The 16,453-nt window shown below is 64.6% G+C and carries 16 protein-coding genes; 7 read left to right on the forward strand and 9 right to left on the reverse strand.

Features of this window, described 5'->3' with window-relative positions; all coding sequences use genetic code 11:
- Positions 1-351: 351 nt before the first annotated feature.
- The 3 genes from QQL24_RS19175 (at position 352) to QQL24_RS19185 (ending at position 2,549) form a co-directional block, all read left to right on the forward strand.
- Positions 352-768, forward strand: a complete 417-nt coding sequence (locus tag QQL24_RS19175) for a DoxX family protein (protein ID WP_284313905.1) — start codon at positions 352-354, stop codon at positions 766-768.
- Positions 769-945: 177 nt separating this feature from the next.
- Positions 946-1,929 carry a glutathione S-transferase family protein gene (locus QQL24_RS19180; protein WP_284313932.1) on the forward strand — a complete coding sequence of 328 codons (984 nt, stop codon included), beginning with the start codon at positions 946-948 and terminating at the stop codon, positions 1,927-1,929.
- Entirely contained in the window at positions 1,926-2,549 is a 624-nt protein-coding gene (locus QQL24_RS19185; RefSeq protein WP_284313906.1) for an alpha/beta hydrolase, read from the forward strand. Before QQL24_RS19180 ends, QQL24_RS19185 begins: the two co-directional genes overlap by 4 nt.
- A gap of 90 nt (positions 2,550-2,639) precedes the next feature.
- Here the strand turns inward: QQL24_RS19185 and QQL24_RS19190 are convergent, their stop codons facing one another.
- The 4 genes from QQL24_RS19190 to QQL24_RS19205 form a co-directional block, all read right to left on the reverse strand.
- Entirely contained in the window at positions 2,640-3,947 is a 1,308-nt protein-coding gene (locus QQL24_RS19190) for a sensor histidine kinase (RefSeq protein WP_284313907.1), read from the reverse strand.
- Complete coding sequence (locus tag QQL24_RS19195; protein ID WP_284313908.1) at positions 3,916-4,638, reverse strand: response regulator; 723 nt, start codon at positions 4,636-4,638, stop codon at positions 3,916-3,918. The genes QQL24_RS19190 and QQL24_RS19195 overlap by 32 nt, the downstream gene beginning before the upstream one ends.
- Before the next feature lie 98 nt (positions 4,639-4,736).
- Complete coding sequence (locus QQL24_RS19200; RefSeq protein WP_284313909.1) at positions 4,737-5,360, reverse strand: Spy/CpxP family protein refolding chaperone; 624 nt, start codon at positions 5,358-5,360, stop codon at positions 4,737-4,739.
- Positions 5,361-5,538: 178 nt separating this feature from the next.
- The gene (locus QQL24_RS19205) at positions 5,539-6,651 is read right to left on the reverse strand and encodes an S-(hydroxymethyl)glutathione dehydrogenase/class III alcohol dehydrogenase (protein ID WP_284313910.1); all 1,113 of its coding nucleotides are present in this window, start codon (positions 6,649-6,651) and stop codon (positions 5,539-5,541) included.
- A gap of 233 nt (positions 6,652-6,884) precedes the next feature.
- On the opposite strand from QQL24_RS19205, the gene QQL24_RS19210 reads away from it, so the two are divergent.
- Both QQL24_RS19210 and QQL24_RS19215 read left to right on the forward strand, forming a co-directional pair.
- Positions 6,885-7,187, forward strand: coding sequence for a hypothetical protein (locus QQL24_RS19210; protein WP_284313911.1), 303 nt, complete (start codon positions 6,885-6,887; stop codon positions 7,185-7,187).
- A complete protein-coding gene (locus QQL24_RS19215) occupies positions 7,184-7,609 on the forward strand; it encodes a PIN domain-containing protein (RefSeq protein ID WP_284313912.1) in 426 nt (141 codons plus the stop codon). The genes QQL24_RS19210 and QQL24_RS19215 overlap by 4 nt, the downstream gene beginning before the upstream one ends.
- Before the next feature lie 25 nt (positions 7,610-7,634).
- Here the strand turns inward: QQL24_RS19215 and QQL24_RS19220 are convergent, their stop codons facing one another.
- Both QQL24_RS19220 and QQL24_RS19225 read right to left on the reverse strand, forming a co-directional pair.
- Positions 7,635-8,177: an ActR/PrrA/RegA family redox response regulator transcription factor gene (locus QQL24_RS19220; RefSeq protein ID WP_284313913.1), complete on the reverse strand. Its 543-nt coding sequence runs from the start codon at positions 8,175-8,177 to the stop codon at positions 7,635-7,637.
- A 172-nt stretch (positions 8,178-8,349) separates the two neighbouring features.
- The gene (locus tag QQL24_RS19225) at positions 8,350-9,648 is read right to left on the reverse strand and encodes an ActS/PrrB/RegB family redox-sensitive histidine kinase (protein WP_284313914.1); all 1,299 of its coding nucleotides are present in this window, start codon (positions 9,646-9,648) and stop codon (positions 8,350-8,352) included.
- A 144-nt stretch (positions 9,649-9,792) separates the two neighbouring features.
- Here QQL24_RS19225 and QQL24_RS19230 point away from each other — a divergent pair, with 144 nt between their 5' ends.
- A complete protein-coding gene (locus QQL24_RS19230) occupies positions 9,793-10,761 on the forward strand; it encodes a complex I NDUFA9 subunit family protein (RefSeq protein ID WP_284313915.1) in 969 nt (322 codons plus the stop codon).
- Positions 10,762-10,829: 68 nt separating this feature from the next.
- Here the strand turns inward: QQL24_RS19230 and QQL24_RS19235 are convergent, their stop codons facing one another.
- Positions 10,830-11,630, reverse strand: coding sequence for an undecaprenyl-diphosphate phosphatase (locus tag QQL24_RS19235; protein ID WP_284313916.1), 801 nt, complete (start codon positions 11,628-11,630; stop codon positions 10,830-10,832).
- 199 nt (positions 11,631-11,829) lie between these two features.
- Positions 11,830-12,132, reverse strand: a complete 303-nt coding sequence (locus QQL24_RS19240) for a helix-turn-helix domain-containing protein (RefSeq protein WP_284313917.1) — start codon at positions 12,130-12,132, stop codon at positions 11,830-11,832.
- A gap of 562 nt (positions 12,133-12,694) precedes the next feature.
- On the opposite strand from QQL24_RS19240, the gene QQL24_RS19245 reads away from it, so the two are divergent.
- Complete coding sequence (locus QQL24_RS19245) at positions 12,695-13,567, forward strand: hypothetical protein (protein WP_284313918.1); 873 nt, start codon at positions 12,695-12,697, stop codon at positions 13,565-13,567.
- A gap of 174 nt (positions 13,568-13,741) precedes the next feature.
- Here the strand turns inward: QQL24_RS19245 and pheT are convergent, their stop codons facing one another.
- Entirely contained in the window at positions 13,742-16,156 is a 2,415-nt protein-coding gene (gene pheT / locus QQL24_RS19250; protein WP_284313919.1) for a phenylalanine--tRNA ligase subunit beta, read from the reverse strand.
- Positions 16,157-16,453: the final 297 nt, after the last annotated feature.

Below are 16,453 nucleotides of genomic sequence, written 5' to 3' on the forward strand. Positions count from 1 at the left end.
CGTCGCTTCTATCGTGCATCAAATCATTCCTGCAGATACAAGGGGCTGCGCAGGCTTCAGAAAGTAGCCTCGAATGGGCCGGGTAGTCTGAGCGATACTGAGTGAGGAGAACTTATCTTATTGATTTAAATGGAAAATTAAGCTTAGCGAGGTCGCGCTGCCCCTCACCTCTATCCTCTCCCCGTAAGAACGGGGCGAGGGGACTTTGAGGGCGAGCCTCTCTCTTAATGCATCTCATCTCGCCCATCTCTTCCATTTCGGAACAAATCTCTCGCCCCTCCCCTCCTTAATGCCCCTCGTCGGAAGAAGTACAACGCCCCCAACTTCCACCCCTTCCCGCACGAGGACACCATGTTCGACACCCGCACCGCTCCCTATGCCGCGCTGCTCCTGCGCATCACGCTCGGCCTGCTGTTCCTGGCCCATGCCTGGCTGAAGATCTTCGTCTTCACGCCTGCCGGCACCGCCCAGTTCTTCGCCTCGCTCGGCCTGCCGCCGGCGCTGGCCTATGTCACCATGGCCTGGGAGCTGATCGGCGCCGTGGCGCTCATCCTCGGCATCTGGCCGCGTCTTGCCGCCCTCGCTCTGGTGCCGATCCTGGCGGGCGCCATCGCCACCGTGCATGGCCCGGCCGGCTTCTGGTTCACCAATCCCAATGGCGGCTGGGAGTATATCGCCTTCTGGATCGTCGGCCTGGTGACGCTGGCCCTGCTCGGCGACGGCGCCTTTGCGCTGAGGCCGACGCCGATCCGCCCGGTCGCGCGTTGATATCGACGGCCGGCATCGCCACCTGAGGGCGTGCCGGCCCTCCTTCCTCCAAAGCGTTTTGCGATTTGACGGACTCGGCAAGAATCGCAAAGACGCGTCGAAACAAAGAGTTAGAGTAAAGCAGCGTTTACGCTTAAACGCGCTTTGCTCTAGGCGATCGTCAGAAAGGCCTTGTTCATGCTCGTCAACGGCAAATGGGAAAGCGCCTGGCAACCGATCCAGGCCTCCGACAAGAAAGGCGCCTTCCAGCGCCAGGTCTCCAGCTTCCGCAACTGGGTCACGCCCGACGGCAGCGCTGGGCCCACGGGCAGAGGGGGCTTCAAGGCCGAGGCCGGGCGCTACCATCTCTATGTGGCGCTCACCTGCCCCTGGGCTTCGCGCACCTTGATCGGGCGCAAGCTCAAGGGCCTGGAGGATGCCATCTCAGTCGATGTGGCCGAGCCGACCCTGACCGAGCAGGGCTGGCGCTTCGGCGCCTATCCCGGCGCCACCGCCGACCGCGTGAACGGCGCCACCTATGTGCATGAGATCTATACCAGGGCCGATCCCGTCCATACCGGCCGCGCCACCGTGCCGGTGCTGTGGGACAGGGAGAGCGGCACCATCGTCAACAACGAGTCCGCCGACATTCTGCGCATGCTGAATGCCGGCTTCGGCAGGCTCGCGCGCCACGACCTGGATCTTTATCCGCAGGTTCTGCGTTCCCGCATCGATGCCTGGAGCGAACGCATCTATCCCGCCCTCAACAACGGCGTCTACCGGGCCGGTTTCGCGAGCACGCAGGGCGCCTATGAAGAGGCCTTCAACGATGTCTTCGGCATGCTGGATGCGCTCGAAGCCCATCTTGCCACGGGCGGGCCGCTGATGTTCGGCAGCCAGGTGACGGAGACGGACATCCGCCTGTTCGTGACGCTGGTGCGCTTCGACGCGGCCTATCACGGCTTGTTCAAGTGCAATCTGCGCCGGATCGTGGATTATCCCAGGCTCTCGGCCTTCCTCGCTGCTATGCTGGCGGTGCCGGGGGTGCGCGAGACCGTCAATATCGACCACATCAAGCGCGGCTATTATTCGATCAAGGCTCTCAATCCCAATGGCATCGTTCCCGTCGGCCCCGACCTGCCGGGGCTGGGCCCGGTCACCGTAGCGAGCAAAGCGGCATGAGCATCCAGCCCAGCCTGATCATCCTCCTGCATGGCGTCGGCAGCAATGGCGAGGACCTCGCCCATCTCGGGGATATCTGGCTGGAAATGCTGCCGGGCAGCGCCATCGTGGCGCCGAATGCGCCTTTCGCCTTCGACGGCGGCAGCGGCTATCAATGGTTCAGCATCGCCGGCGTGACGGAGGCCAACCGGGCCGAGCGCATCCGGGCCTCGCGCGCCGCCTTCGACGCCACCCTCAATGCCCAGATCGAGCAGCAGGGCTTTGCGGGCAAGCTCGGCCAGGTTGCGCTGGTCGGCTTCTCGCAAGGCGCCATCATGGCGCTCGATGCGCTTGCCTCAGGCCGTTGGCCGGTGCGCGCCGTGGTCGCCTTCGCCGGCCGGCTTGCCACTGCCGAGCCGCTGGCGCCCCCGCCGGACAGCGCCGCCCTGCTCATCCATGGCGCGGCCGACCGGGTGATCCCGGCTGCCGAGACCCTGCTCGCGGCCTCCACGCTGCAGCGCCACGGCGTCGAGGTGGAAAGCCATGTCGAGGCGGCCGTCGATCACACCATCTCCCCGGAAGGCGCGCTGACCGCCGCCGCTTTCCTGTCGCGACGCCTGGCGATCCCGGTTCAGGCGTAGATTCTGGGTGCACGGGCATCCTGCCCGTTCTTTTCCCTAATTTTCTGCGCGACGGTTCAGCAAAGGGCAGGATGCCCGTGCACCCGGATCTCACGCCTGCGCAAGCGGCAGGTCCACCACGAACAGGCTACCGCCGCCCTCGCGGGATTCGCAGCGCACCGAGCCGCGATGGCGACCGGCGATCTGGCGCACCAGCGCCAGGCCGAGCCCCCAGCCGCCCGACATCTCGCTGCGGCCGGCCGGCCGGTAGAAGGGCTCGAACAGATGCACCCGCTCGGCCTCCGCCACGCCGGGACCGCGGTCGGTAACCTCGATATGGGCCTTGCCCTCGCTCTGGCTGACGGTGATTTCCACCGGCGGGCGGCCATGCTTGCAGGCATTCTCCAGAAGATTGCGCATCAGACGGCGCAGGAGCGTGGCATCGCCATAGATCTCGACCGACCGGCCATCGGCATTGGCCCCCGCGCGCGCGGCCTCCTCCGCGGCGAGGCCGAGAAGGTCGACCTGCGTGCCGAGGAGCGGCGTGTTGCCGGCATAATCGAGGCGGCTGGCCAGCAGGATCTCCTCGACCAGCTGATCGATCTCCTTGAGGTCGCGCGTGATCTCCTCCCGCGCCGCGTTGGTCGGCGCGTCCGTCCAGATCTCGATCGCCATGCGTAGCCGGGCCAGGGGCGAGCGCAGTTCGTGGCTGGCATTGGCCAGCAGGGCTTTCTGCGAATTGACCAGCACCTCGATCCGGCTCGCCGCGCCATTGAAGCTGCGCGCGACCATGGCGACCTCGTCGCGGCCCTGCTCGGCCACGCGACGGTTCAGCGTGCCGCTGCCCCAGCTTTCGACGCCGGTGCGCAGGACTTCCAGCCGGCGTGTCAGGCGGGCTGTGGCCGGCCAGGCCGCGATGCCGATGCCGCCGGCGCCCAGCAGCACCACCATGAGGATGCGCAGGCCCGGTTCCGGCGGCCGCGGCAGGCGCGCGAGCACGGTGCGGCCGTCAGGCAGGTCCACGCGGATAATGCGATCGAGCCAGCGCTGCGGCGCATCGTCTTCGCCTGCCGGCAGGGCGATGGGAATGCCCCGCGAAGCGACCAGGACGCGATCCCTGCTGTAGATCGAAATGCCCGCTCCCATGTCGTCGCTGAGCTTCTTGATCTCGGCGGTCAGCTGATTGGGCGATTGCTGGTCGGCCTGGATCAGTTCGTCGGTGAGGCGGATGCGGAAGGCGCCCCAGCGCTGGCCGGGATCGGAGCCGGTCAGGCGCCAGAGCGTGCCGACCAGCAGCGCCAGCATGATGAGGCAGGCGAGCAGGGTGAGGTAGACCTGCCAGAACAGCCGCTTGCGGAAGAAGGTCAGCATGTCAGGGCCTGTGTCGTCAGTCTGCATCCTGGCGCTTGGCGAAGACATAGCCGGCCCCGCGCACGGTGAGGATGCGGCGCGGATGCTTGGCGTCGTCCTCGATGGCGGCGCGGATGCGGGAGATATGCACGTCGACGGAGCGGTCGAAGGCGTCGAGCTCCTCGCCCTTGACCAGGTCCATCAGCCTTTCGCGATTGAGCACCCGGCCGGCATTGTCGGCCAGCGCCAGCAGGATGTCGAACTGGTGGCTGGTGAGCGGGCGGTCCTCGCCGTCGATGCGCACGCTGCGCGAGCCGCGGTCGATGGCAAGGCGCCCGAAGCGCAGCGCATGGTCCTCGCGCTCGGTCGGCGTGGAACGCCGGCGCAGCACCGCCCGGATGCGCGCCAGCAATTCGCGCGGATTGAAAGGCTTGGGCAGATAGTCGTCGGCGCCGATTTCGAGGCCGACGATGCGGTCGGTATCGTCGCCGCGGGCGGTGAGCATCACCACCGGGATGTTGGAGCGCATGCGCAGGCGTCGGCAGACCTCGAAGCCGTCGAAGTCGGGCAGCATGATATCGAGCACCACGGCGTCATAGGCTTCGCGCTCGAGGGCATTGAGGCCGTCCATGCCGGATTGCTTGCGGTCGACATCGAAGCCGGCGGCCGAGAGATATTCGCTCAGCATGGCGGACAGACGCGTGTCGTCGTCGATGATCAGTATCCGTTCCACGCGAGCCGCCTGTTCTGTGTAGGTCATGAATCTGCTTGGCCACCCAGGGCGCCTGTCGCCAGGCATCCGGGATGGCCGCCATTTTATGCTGATTGAGTGGGAAGCATCAATTGTTGTCGGAGACATCAGTTGTTGTCAGGCTTTTGCCCGTCGTCACGGTCGCCCTGGTCCTGCGGGCCGCCCTGGCCGTCACCCGGCCCATCCCAGCCGTCGCGCTGACCGCCATGGCGGTGGTGTTCGCCACCCATCATCGGGCCACGATCGGTCCAGGCTTCAGCGCGCTCGGCGAGCTTGGCGCGCTGGTCGGGAGTGAGCACGTCGGCGATCTCAGTCACCGCGTCGAGGAAGCGCTTCGAGCGGGCGTCGGCGCGGGCGACAAAGTCGGTACGCAGCCTTTCGAGCGCCGCCTTGTCGACGGTGGGCGCCTTGAGGATGTCGATCGCCTGCTTGCGCATGGCCATGCGATCCTCGGGCTTGGGCGTCAGGTCCGTGAAGGCCGAGGCGATGATGTCATGCACCTTGGCTTCCTGGTCCGAGGTCGCCGCCACCGAGTCGAGCGACATCCGTACGAAGTTCTGGATATGCTCCAGGCGCGGGCCGTGATGGCGCCAGCCCATGTGATCGCCCACCATCGCCGCGCCGGCGAGGCCTGCCGCGCCGATGACGATGCCGGCGGCCATGGTGCTGCCGAGCAGCAGGATACGTGGCCAGCGACGGGCCGGAACCGGGGTATTTACGCCTTCACTCATGTCTTTCTCCATTCGGAAGATGCAGAGATAACCTGCATGATGATGGAGTCTAGAGACAGGAGTTTTCGCAGCGAGGGGGCGATTGTAAAGTTAGATGAAGAAGGCAAGGAAAAACTGCGGCATCTCAGGGTTGAAATGCCGCAACGTTACAATTCGGTAATGCAGAGCGGGAAAACGTTCAGAACGTCACCACTGAACGGATCGACTTGCCTTCATGCATAAGATCAAAGGCCGTGTTGATTTCATCAAGCGGCATGGTGTGGGTGATGAGGTCGTCGATATTGATCTTGCCCTCCATGTACCAGTCGACGATCTTCGGCACATCGGTGCGGCCGCGCGCGCCGCCGAAGGCGGTGCCCTTCCACACCCGTCCGGTGACGAGCTGGAACGGGCGGGTGGAGATTTCCTGGCCCGAGGCGGCGACGCCGATGATGATCGATTCGCCCCAGCCGCGATGGCAGCATTCCAGGGCCTGGCGCATGGTCACCGGCAGGCCGATGCATTCGAAGGAGAAATCGGCGCCGCCGCCGGTGAGGTCGACGATGGCCTGCACCACTTTGTCGGAGCCGACTTCCGCCGGGTTGACGAAGTCGGTCATGCCGAACTTCTTGGCCATTTCGACCTTGGCCGGATTAAGATCGACGCCGATGATCTTGTCGGCGCCGGCCATGCGGGCGCCCTGGATGACGTTGAGGCCGATGCCGCCGAGACCGAACACCACGACATTGGCGCCGGGCCAGACCTTGGCCGTGTTGATCACCGCGCCGATGCCGGTGGTGACGCCGCAGCCGATATAGCAGATCTTGTCGAAGGGGGCGTCCTCGCGCACCTTGGCGAGAGCGATCTCCGGCAGCACCGTGAAGTTCGAGAAGGTCGAGCAGCCCATATAGTGGAAGACCTCGCCGCCGTCGCAGGCAAAGCGGCTGGTGCCGTCGGGCATCACGCCCTTGCCCTGGGTGGCGCGGATGGCGGTGCACAGGTTCGAGCGTCGCGACAGGCAGGTTTTGCACTGGCGGCATTCGGGCGTGTAGAGCGGAATGACGTGATCGCCCGGCTTCAGGCTGGCGACGCCGGCGCCCACCTCGCGCACGATGCCCGCGCCTTCATGGCCGAGGATCGCGGGGAACAGGCCTTCCGGATCGGCGCCCGACAGCGTGTAGGCGTCGGTGTGGCACACACCCGTCGCCATGATCTCGACCAGGACCTCGCCCGCCTTCGGGCCTCCCAGTTCGATGGTTTCGATCGTCAGCGGTGCTCCCGCCTTCCATGCCACGGCTGCGCGCGTTTTCATGTGCTCTCCCCTTGGTTGGCCAAGGGCTAGCCCAAAGGCGAGGGGGGAAGCAAGAAGGTTTCGAGGAATCATTGCGTCTGGTGCCGAAGGCAGCTCGCTTCGGTTTGAGGACGCCGTGGTCCGGAGGGTGCAACTGGACCCCGCAAGTGATTCTCTGGCACCCTTGATAGGCGTGTCTTGAAAGATCCGATATATCCGGCTATATCACAGGGTACAATCTCGAAGGCCCGATCATGAGCACTCCGTCGCACAGACGTGCAATCAAGAACTACAGGGAACGCCTCAGCGAGCGGGGTATTGCGCGCTTCGAGGTGCTGGGCCTTGATGCTGATCGTGATCTCATTCGTTCGCTGGCCAAGCGCCTTGCCGAAGACGGATCGGATGCAGCCCGCCTCCGGGCCACGATCAGCCGAAGCATCGGGAGGGAGCCGCCGAGAATGGGTGGCATTCTGGCGGCCTTGCGCCGTTCTCCGCTTGTCGAGGTCGATCTTGATTTGATGCGATCGCGCGAGACCGGCCGCAAGGTCGATCTGTGACCCGCTATTTGCTCGACACCAACATTCTCAGCAATGTCGTCAAACCAGTTCCTTCGGAAGCGCTGCTGGCATGGATGGCAGCGCAGGCCGACGAGGATCTCTACATCTCGACCTTCACGATTGCCAAGATTTGGCGTGGCATATTGGAGAAGCCGGCGGGTCGCAAGCGCGACCAACTGGAGGCATGGTTCTCCGGTCCGGAGGGTCCTGCTGCACTCTTCGTCGGCCGGGTATTGCCCTTTGATGAAAAAGCGGCCCTGGTCTGGGCTCAGCTGATGGCGGATGGCACATCGAGAGGAAGGCCACGCAGTGCCCTCGACACCATCATCGCAGCAGTCGGAGCCGCCAATGGCTGTGTTATCGTCACTGACAACGACAAGGATTTTGCAGGTGTGGATACCATCAACCCCATGCGGGGGTAAGGGGAAGGCGTAAAGCGCTCCCAGATCAGCGCGGCGCCCGCTTCGCCAAAATCCGCTGCAGGGTGCGCCGATGCATGGCGAGCCGGCGCGCGGTTTCCGAGACGTTGCGGCCGCAGAGCTCGTAGACGCGCTGGATGTGCTCCCAGCGCACGCGGTCGGCCGACATGGGGTTCTCGGGCAGTTCCGGCTTGTGGCTGGGGTCGGCCATCAGCGCGGCATGGATATCGTCGGCATCGGCGGGCTTGGCGATGTAGTCGAAGGCGCCGAGCTTCACGGCGGTGACGGCGGTGGCGATATTGCCATAGCCGGTGAGGACGATGCCGCGCGCGTCCGGGCGCTTGACCTTGAGGCGCGAGATCACGTCGAGGCCGGAGCCGTCGGAGAGCTTCATGTCGATCACGGCGAAGGCGGGCGGCGATCCCTCGACCTGCGCTAGGCCCTCGGCCACCGTATCGACCGTGGTCACGGTGTAGCCGCGGGCCTCCATGGCCCGGCCCAGTCGTTGCAGGAACGCCTTGTCGTCATCGACGAGCAGGAGTGAACGGTCGGGAAAGTCTGGCGCAACCATCGAGCTTACTCACCAAACGCGGCACAAGGCCACAGCACAACTATAGCGGCAAAATGTAGCAGATTCATCGTTGACCGCCTTCTAGCGTTTATTCCCGTGCAACGCGATTGAAAACCCTATCAACTTTTCAGGAAAGTCTTGAGGCCGCGACGGGCCATCACAGCCTCCGGCGTTATCGCTCGAACGTCTCCCGCGGCCATTCCAGCCGGACGATGGCGCCACTGTCCGGCGCGGGGCGATTGGCGAGGGCGATCGAGGCGCCGGAGCGCTCCAGCAGCGTCTTGGCGATGAAGAAGCCGAGGCCGAGCCCGCCGCCGGGCTGGCCTGGCGCGCGGGTACGGCGCCTGGTGATATAGGGATCGCCGAGGCGTCCCATGATCTCGGGCGGAAAGCCGGGACCGTCGTCGCTCACCGTCAGCGTCACGATCCTGGCGTCCCAGGCCGCGACGATGGTCACGCGGGATTTGGCGAAGTCGACGGCATTCTCGACGATATTACCGAGGCCGTAGAGCATGCCGGCGTTGCGCATGGCGGCCGGCGCTTCCTCCTCCGGCCCCTCGAAGCGCGCCGAAATGGCGATGCCGAAATCCCGGTGGGGCGCCGCGGTCTCCTCGATCATCAGCGGCAGGGGCATGCGCGCGAAGGGGGCTTCGCCGTCATTGCCGAGCGAGGCGAGCTTGCCCAGGATCTCCCGGCAGCGATCGACCTGGCTGCGCAGCAGGCGGATATCGTCGACGAATTCGCCCTGTTTCGGCGCGGCCACCTCGAGTTCCTTGGCCACCAGCGCGATGGTGGCGAGCGGCGTGCCGAGCTCATGCGCCGCCGCCGCGGCAAGGCCGTCGAGCTGGGAGAGATGCTGCTCGCGCGCCAGCACCAGTTCGGTGGCGGCAAGCGCATTGGACAGGAGCCGCGCTTCCTCCGCCACCCGCCAGGCATAGACGCCGATGAAGGAGAGCCCGAGCAGCACCGAGAACCACATGCCGACGACATAGAGCATGGGCATGCCGAGTTCCTGGCCAGCGAACCAGGGCAGGGGCAAGTGCCAGGCCGTCAGCGCCGTGGCGCAGCCGATGGCGAGCAGGCCGAGGGCGAGCGTCATCAAGGGCGGCAGGGAGGTCGCCGAGATCATCACCGGCGCCAGGAACAGGAAGGCGAAGGGGTTCTGCAGGCCGCCGGTCAGGAAGAGCAGGGCGGCGAGCTGCACGATGTCGAAACCGAGCAGCAGCGCGGCGCGGGCCGGATCCACGCGCTCGGTGGGCGGGTAGCGCAGCCTGAGCACGATGTTCACCAGCATGCTCAGCCCGATCAGGGGCAGGCAGGCCTCCAGCGGCACCGGGAAGCCCAGCCCGTAATGCACGCCGAGTACGGCGACGAGCTGGCCGGCAATCGCCATCCAGCGCAGCCGGATCAGGGTTTCCAGCCTTAGCGTATCCAAGCCGAGGCCATCATGGGGCATGACGGTGGTGGACATCGTACTCCTGTCTTGCGCTCGCGATATTCTGCCGGAAGCCTTGATTTTCGGATAGCGCAGAATCGGGGCAATTCCGCCTCTATACAGCCCCACCCTGCCGCGCTAAGGAAATCCGGCAGGATTATCTTTGAAGGTTTCTAGGAAATGGCGCCAGTCAGCGATCGCTTGGTCACGGTTTTCGGGGGATCGGGTTTTGTCGGCCGCAATCTCGTGCGTTCGCTCGCCAAGCGCGGCTTCCGTGTGCGGGTGGCGGTGCGCCGGCCGGATCTCGCGCAATATCTGATGACGGCGGGTGCGGTTGGCCAGATCCATGGCGTGCAGGCCAATCTGCGCTATCCCGACTCGATCGCCGCTGCGGTGGAGGGCGCCGAGGCAGTCGTCAACCTCGTCGGCGTGATGCACAGCCGCGGCCTCAACACCTTCGATGCCGTGCAGGCCTTCGGACCCGGCGCCATCGGCCGCGCCGCCAAGGCCGCGGGCGTGCAGCGTTTCGTGCATGTCTCGGCCCTGGGCCTGCACGAGGCCTCCACGTCCCGGTACGCTGCCAGCAAGATCAAGGGCGAGGAGGCGGCCCGCGCCGCCTTCGAGGACGCCATCATCCTGCGCCCCTCGGTGATGTTCGGGCCGGACGACGATTTCTTCAATAAATTCGCCGCCCTTGCCCGCCTCTCGCCGGTGCTGCCGCTGATCGGTGGTGGTGGAACCAAGTTCCAGCCCGTCTTCGTCGGCGATGTCGCCGAGGTGCTGGCGCGTGGCGCCGAGGGCGCACTCAAGCCCGCGACCACCTATGAGCTCGGTGGCCAGGAAGTGATGAGCCTGCGCCAGATCTTTGAATTCGTGCTGAAGACCACCAACCGCAACCGGCTCCTGGTACCGCTGCCCTTCGCCCTGGCGAATATGCAGGCCTCGTTCACCGGCCTCCTGCCCAATCCGCCACTGACGCGCGACCAGGTGGCCTTGCTGCGCCACGACAATCTGGTCTCGCCGCAGGCCAAGGCCGAGGGCCGCACGCTGGAAGGCCTCGGCATCCAGCCCGCCACGGCGGAGGCGGTGGTACCGGGCTATCTGTGGCGCTTCCGCAAGGCCGGCCAGTTCGAGAACATGGTGGCCTGAGCCGCCTTCAACGACGAGACATGGAAAAGGCCGGTCGTTGAACCGGCCTTTTGCTTTCCGGGCGGGGGTCAGCCCACGGTGTAATAGGCCGCGAGCCCGATCACGCCGACCAGGATGCGCCACCAGCCGAAGAGGGCGAAGCCTCGCTTGGAGACGAAGTCGAGCAGGGACCTCACCACGAAAAGGCCGGAGATGAAGGCGGTGACGAAGCCGATCGCCGTCAGCCCCAAATTCTCGAAACTCATCGTCTTGTAGGACTTGGCGAACTCGTAGACGAAGGCGCCCAGCATGGTCGGCATGGCCAGGAAGAAGGAGAATTCGGCGGCCGAGCGCTTGTCGAGGCCAACGAGCATGCCGCCCACGATGGTGGAGCCGGAGCGCGAGACGCCAGGGATCATCGACAGGCACTGGATGATGCCGATCTTCAGATAGGCCGGCAGCGGCAGCACATAGCAATTGGTATAGCGCTTCTCGATCTTGAATTCGTCGATGGCCAGCAGCACCAGCCCGCCCGCGATCAGGGCGTAGCAGACCACCGGCACTTTGAAGAGATATTCCTTCATCGTGTGCTCGAGCAGCACGCCGCAGACCACGGCCGGTAGGAAGGCGACGAGGACGCCGATGACGAAATGGCGCGCCTGCTTGTCCGTGGGGACCGCCATGGCGATGCGCCACAACTTTTCAGCATAGACTGCGAGCAGGGCCAGGATGGCGCCGAACTGGATCAGGATCTCGAAGGAGCCGTCCGACTCGAAGCCGAGGAAATGGGAGGCCAGGAGCAGGTGGCCGGTCGACGAGACCGGAATGAATTCGGTCAGACCTTCGACCACGCCTAGGATGATGGCTTCCAGGATGCTGGACAGGGTCATGAGATGCCTTCATGGGGGCAGGGCCCTGGGCATACATGCCCCAAGCCATGCACGAAATGAAACGAACCGGCTGCTTCGCAGGGCGCGAGGCGGAACCGGGCGAGACTCGTGATTCTAGGGGGGAGTTATAACTAAACAGTAACCATGCGGCGACGGCCGCAAAGGAGTGAGCGGTAGACGGCCAAGGTTCGGGCCGGGCCTATTCCGCATCCTCCACGGAGGCGGCAAAGGCGGGAGGGCGCCTTGAAGTATAGCTGAGGGGATCCTTGCCGATCGTGCTGGCGATCGTCATGAAAGCTTCCGAGGTACAGGCCTGATTGTGCCGCTCGATGCGCGAGATCGTCGAATGGGTGATGCCCGTCAGAGCCTCGAACTGCCGTACTGTCAAGCCACGCCGCTCGCGTTCCTGGCGCAAATCAGCCCCGAAACGCCCCCAATCGATACGAAGGGCGGGCAAGCCCCTCACATGCATGGGATGAATGGTGTCCGCCTTCTTCCTCATAGAATATTTCACCTTTTCGGAAATCTTCGCCGCAGGACCTGAAGTCAAGCCAGTTGGATTGCCCCCATTTTTCGCGTCGAGAGCGAACAGTCAATTCGCTGCCCCTGAGAAAATACAAGGTAGTCTTTTATTTTTCTATCATTTTCTCCGAAAAGACGACGTCCCTTCGGTCCATTTCGTAAAAGAATCTAAAGTTTTGTGAATCAAATTACGTAAATGGCCAACAATTTTTTACAGCTTTATGTGCCTCCCATCAAAGATAATTAGTCGGAAGGGGTAGGCAGTCATTACACCTTATCGTAAAGGAAATGACCTGTTCTTTTTCCTATTGCATGTTAAGAACTAGGCGTCTGTGACCTCATCGCCACAGTGAGGGCGAAAGGCCGGTCAATTCGGGTTGCTATCTTGCTTATCTATATACCTCCGCTTGCGAAATCGCATATCCAGAAGGCTAGCGAGACGTAACCGGACTCTACCAAGAGATGTACAGGGGCTGTTGTTACGAGATGCCGTACACTACCGGGTTCAACACCGCAGCGTTGATCGGCCCATGAGAACCTCATTGCCTGAAGTTCAGTCGTCGATCTTTGCGGATGCTCAGTCGTTAAGGGCGCATCCCGAATTCAAGGCTGCACGCAACGTCTTTGCCAGACGCTATGTCGCTGTCCTGAAGAACAGCAAGTTGTTGATTCATATGGCAACGGACGAGGTGCGGCAGGTCGTGGGCGCCTATGTGCTGGATCGCCATTTCTCCTACGCCGCAGGCGATCCCTCTTCGGGCGTGACGGTTTCCGACGTGCAGTCATTCTGTACCAGCCACGAATTGGCCGGGCACAATCGGATCGGTACCTTGCTCAATCTGCTGCGCCAGGCCGGCTATCTGCGCCAGCGCAAGGAGGCCCATGACCGGCGCATCAAGAGGCTTGAGGTGACACACACTGCGATTGCCGCCAGCAAGCGGCTGCTGACACCGTTGCTGCTTGCCTTATCGCTTCTGGAACAAGCCAGCCATGCAATTTCGCAAATGGAGGCGGATGATTCGCTGCTTGCCGGCATCTCGCAGTTCTCGAGCCGCTATTTCCTGACGCATGGTTCGCTCGTCGACCTGATCCCGGATATACGTCTCTTCATGGCCCGCAATGCCGGCTATGAGATCCTGCTGAAGCTGATCTCGACCGATCAGCCGGGCGAGGTGCTGACCGATCGCACGGTGCATTTCCACTATGGCGCCACGGCGGATTACTTTGGCGTCTCGCGCGTGCATGTGCGGCGCCTTCTGGAGGATGCCGAGGCCGCGGGCTATGTGTCGCTGCACGCGCCCGGAGGCCGGGCGGTGGAGATTCATCCCCCTTTGGCAGAATTGGTCGACCGCTTCGTCGCCCTCCAATTGGCGCTGCTGCTGGAAGCGGTGAAGCACAGCCTGAACCTGGCCTGAGGGAGCTCAGCGCAGGCCGATGGAGTGCCGCAGGTCGGACGTCTGCGGATCGGCGAACAGGGCTTGCCCCGGCCCGATCTCATGCGCGCGGCCTGGAAACGGTGTCATGCAGGAAAAGGCGCCGACCCCGCGACATCGACATCCTGTCGATGTCGATGAGGAGGCCGGCACATCTCAGCGCAGGGTCGCGCCGGTCTTCTTGCTGACCTCGGCGACGATCCTGCCGGCGACAGCCTCGATCTCGGCATCGGTAAGTGTGCGATCCAGCGGTTGCAGCACGACCTCGACGGCGACCGACTTCCGGCCCTCGCCGACGCCCTTGCCCTCATAGACGTCGAAGATCGAGACACCCGAGATCAATTTCTTGTCGACGCCCTGCGCCGTCTTGACGATGTCGGCGGCGCGCACCTTGCGGTCGACCAGGAAGGCGAAGTCGCGCATCACCGGCTGGAAGGCCGAGACATTCAACACGCCGCGCGACTTGGTCGCCTTGGGCTTGGGCACCGGGATGGCGTCGAGGATGATCTCGAACGCCGCAACCGGACCATCGGCATCGAGCGCTTCGAGGGCGTCGGGGTGCAACTCGCCGAACCAGCCGATGACGTTCTGTGGCCCGAGCTGGATCGTGCCTGAGCGCCCGGGATGATACCAGGAGGGCGCGCCCGACACGATCTGGAAGCTTGCCACCGGCGCGCCGAGGGCCGCGAGCAGGCTGAGCGCGTCTTCCTTGGCGTCGAACACGCTGACGGGCTGCGGCGGTGCCGACCAGTGCCGGCCGGAACCGGCAGGGCGCGCGAGGCCCCGGCGGATGCCGGAGGCCGCGATCTTCTGGTCTTCAGGACGGTCGCCACGGAAGATCTGGCCGACCTCGAACAAAGCAACATCGGCGATGCCGCGGTCGGCATTGCGCTGGCCGCCGGCGATCAGGCCCGGCAGCAGGCTGGGGCGCATGTCGGAGAGATCGGCGGCGATCGGATTGGCGAGGGCGAGCGCCGGCTGGCCGCCGCCGAAGCGCTCGGCCTGGTCCTTGGCGATGAAGGACCAGGTCACCGCCTCCATCAGCCCGCGCGCGGCGAGGCTGCGCTTGGCGAGGCGCGTGCGCTTCTGCAGCACGGTGAGCACTGGCAGCGGCACATGGGCGGCGCGCGGCAGCGGCGTGACCGGGATGGTATCGACGCCGACGATACGCATGACCTCCTCCACGAGATCCGCCTTGCCCTCGATATCGGGGCGCCAGCTCGGCGCCGTCACCGCCAGCGCGTCAGGCTTGCGGATGACGCCGAAGCCCAGGCGTTCCAGGATGTCGGCGCTGGCCTCCAGGCTGGTGTCGAGCCCGGTGAGACGGGCGACTTCGCCCGCCGGCAGGTCGATGATCTCCGCCGCAGGGTGGGGATCGCCCACCACGGTCAGCTCGGTCGGCTTGCCGCCGCACAGATCCATCACGAGCTGCGTGGCGAGATCGGCGCCGGGCACCATGAATGCGGGATCGACGCCGCGCTCGAAGCGGTAGCGCGCATCGGTGTTGATGCCGAGGGCACGGCCGGTGCGGGCGATGTTCAGCGGTTCCCAAAGCGCCGATTCGATCATCACGTCGGTGGTATCGGCGTCGCAGCCCGAATGCTCGCCACCCATGACGCCGGCGATCGAATCGAGGGCCTCCTCGTCGACGATCACGCACATCGTGTCGTTGAGCGTGTAGGTGCGGCCGTCCAAGGCGAGGATGGTCTCGCCTTCCCGGGCGCGGCGCACGGTGAGGTTGCCCTTGACCTTGGCGGCGTCGAAGACATGCAAGGGACGGCCGCGGTCGAAGGTGATGTAGTTGGTGATGTCGACCAGCGCGTTGATCGGGCGCAGGCCGATGGCGCTGAGGCGGCGCTGCATCCAGGCCGGCGAAGAGCCGTTCTTGACGCCGCGCACCAGGCGCAGGGCAAAGCCCGGGCAGAGCGAGGGCGTATCGCCGAAATCAAGCGTCACACGGACCGGGCAGGGGCCTTCGCCGGCGATCGAGGGCACGGCCGGCGTCTTCAGCCTGCCGAGGCCGGCGGCGGCAAGATCGCGGGCAATGCCGACCACGCCGGTGCAATCGGGACGGTTGGGCGTGAGATTGACATCGATGACCGGGTCGTTGACGCCGGCATAGTCGGCATAGGGCATGCCGACGGGCGCGTCGGCGGGCAGGTCGATGATGCCGTCATGGTCGTTGGAGAGTTCGAGCTCGAATTCCGAGCAGAGCATGCCGCGGCTCTCCACCCCGCGCACCGGCGCGATGGCGAGCGTGAGGTTCTTGGCCGGAATGTAGGTGCCGGGCGGCGAGAACACCGACTTCATGCCGGTGCGGGCATTGGGCGCGCCGCAGACCACCTGCACGGGCTCGCCCTTCCCGGTATCGACCATGCATACTTTCAGCTTGTCGGCATTGGGATGCTGCTCGGCCGAGATGACATAGGCGACGGAAAAGCCGGCCAGCCGCTTGGCGGGATCCTCCACCCCTTCGACCTCGAGGCCGATGCGGGTGAGGGTGGCGACGATCTCGTCGAGCGAAGCCTCGGTCTCGAGGTGGTCCTTGAGCCAGGAAAGCGTGAACTTCATGTGGGCGGCCTAGTCATTCTGATTTGGGCCATGCCGATAGCGCGTTGAGCGGGAAGATGCAAAGATTCCTGGGAGCGCGGACATCCCTACGACACTCAAGAGAGTGCCGGACGATCCGCTCCTGGGAGTGCCAGTGGTGGATAAGGCGCTCTTCGGTGTGCCGACCTCCAGGTCGGCATCTTTTCCTGTCAGGCTGACGGTTCCATGCCGACCTGGAGGTCGGCACACCACTTGCGCGCTATCCTGCTCGGGTTGGCGATTCCCAGAGCGGACATCGCGACATGTAAGCATGTCGCG

This window comes from Labrys miyagiensis (assembly GCF_030160835.1).
Taxonomy (GTDB): domain Bacteria; phylum Pseudomonadota; class Alphaproteobacteria; order Rhizobiales; family Labraceae; genus Labrys; species Labrys miyagiensis.